Here is a 2,115-nt window from a genome sequence, read left to right on the forward strand (position 1 = left end):
TCTCCCTCTAGAGGCCTTTCAGGGCGCCCCGGCCGCCTAGCAGGAAGGCAAGACCGAGCCCGACTAGCGAAACGGCGGCCATTATCAGGGCAAGCACCGCAACCGCGGAATACGAGCCGAATTCGAGTAGGTCGTAGAGGGTCGTTCCCATGACCTGGGTGGTGGGTGCGCGGACGAGCATTGACGCGGCGAATTCGTGGCTGAGCAGGAGGAAGATCAGTGCAGCKGCGGCTCCGAAAGCAGATCGCATGAGCGGTAGCAGGACGTTGAGCGTGGTTCGCCAGAGGTTGGCACCGGCCACCTGTGATGCCTCGATGTACTGCTTTCCGAGGGAGAGCATTGCGGCTGATTGAAGTCTGACGGAGAACGGGATCATCAGTGTCACGTAGACAGCGATCACCACCGAGCTTGTGCCGTAGAGGTTGATGGGGGGTCCGCTGTAAGCCAAAATGAAGCCCAGACCGAAGATGAGCGCGGGCATGCCCAGAGGCATGGCGACCACGAARTCCAGGACGATTTGGCACAGTTTGAATCGGCGTCCGTAGACCAGGATCGCCGAGCACAGGAAGCCGATGGGGATGACGATCAGGATCGAGGTGAGCGAGAACAGCACACTGTTCTGCACTGAACTGAGAATCTCTGGCGAGTTCAACGCCTCAGAGAAATGCTGGAGCGTGAATGTCGAGGGCACGATGTCCGCTGACCATCGCGGCGAAACCGCGACAATGATGATGGCAAGCAGCGGCAACACGGCCGTCAAGAGSGCATAAGCACCGATCCAGACSACGCCGGACCATGAGGGCCGCCCGACCGCTTTGAAGCCCTTGCCGCCGTGGGTGACGAACCGGCTCTGGTTTCCCAGTAGCGCCCGTTGTCCGAAGACAATGATCACGCCGACGACTACCAGCGGAACGCCTAGCGCGGCGGCCGCATTGAAGTCGACCGGCGAGCTGTTCAGGTACGTGAATATYCGGGTCGTGAGGACCTGAATGTTGGAGTTGCGTCCGAGCAGGAGCGGTGCGGTGAACTGTCCCAGAGCCAACAGGATCGCAGTCGCCGTGGCGTAAACGAGCGAGGGCCGGACAAGGGGGAGGGTGACACGGAAGAACACTCCGAGTTTTGAGGATCCGGCGACCTCAGCRGCCTCGATCAGGTCGGAGTTGACYCCGGTGAAGCCAGARCTCATGAACAGGTACACGAAGGCCGCGATTTGAAGGCCCGTGCACAAGATGATCCACGGGGTGGTGTAGACATCGATCGGMCCGGACGTCTGSTCCGACCACCAGGGCAGGGTGCGAAGCACCGTGTTGGCGAACCCGACCCGCGGAGAGAACAGGAAGATCCAGCCTGTGATGCTCGCCACGGAAGGCATCAGGATGGACATGACGGGCAACGCCGACATCCAGCCCAGGCCTCGCGGAAGACGCAGGGAGAACCAGGCCAGGGCAGTGCCGACGACCAGCGCCAGCACCACGGCCCCGACCGTGAGCACGATCGTGGTCCCGATCGCCTGCCAGATGAACGGATCMGTGAACGCTGTGGTGAAACCGTTGTTCAGCGCCGACCGGTCGACGATGAAGTAGATCGGCCGCAGAACCAGAAGTCCGACGAAGACAACGAACAACACCACGCCGAGGGTCCAAAGATGGACGGGTCGAACCCGCAAACGCGGCTTCTGCGACGCACCCGGCGCGAACGGAACGCCTGGACCGGGCCCGGCCGTTCCGTGATCGGAAACCTGGATGTCCGAAACGCTCATCTGCCCGCCCCAGCTTTCTGCTCCAGCGCGACATCGTTGTGCGCGGGCTGGCCGGTTCCCGCCGAGCCGGTCGGACTGGTGGGGAAGAGCTTGGCATCACATGCCGAGAAGATGACGGTGGTTCTCGAACCTGGTTCGAAGCGGTGCTCTCCCTCCCCCGTAAGTGGGATACGGCTCGAGACAGACCGACCATCGACGAACTTGACGACGACATCGACAGAGGCGCCCCCATACTCGACATCGGCAATCGTGCCTCCTTCAACACCCATCTCTCCAGGGGCAAGTGAGTCGATAGTGCCCAACCGGATGGCCTGTTGGCGCACGCGCAGGTTCGCCGTTTCCGCCGACACATCGGG

The 2,115-nt window shown here is 62.0% G+C and carries 2 protein-coding genes; both read right to left on the reverse strand.

Features of this window, described 5'->3' with window-relative positions; genetic code table 11:
• Window positions 1–7 precede the first annotated feature (7 nt).
• Complete coding sequence (locus AC1DD5_RS25575; protein ID WP_477523117.1) at window positions 8–1,759, reverse strand: ABC transporter permease; 1,752 nt, start codon at window positions 1,757–1,759, stop codon at window positions 8–10.
• On the reverse strand, window positions 1,756–2,115 hold a 360-nt coding region (locus tag AC1DD5_RS25580), incomplete at its 5' end, for a TOBE domain-containing protein (protein WP_477523118.1). The genes AC1DD5_RS25580 and AC1DD5_RS25575, both read right to left, overlap by 4 nt.

The organism is Paenarthrobacter sp. 10L420, from assembly GCF_056395385.1.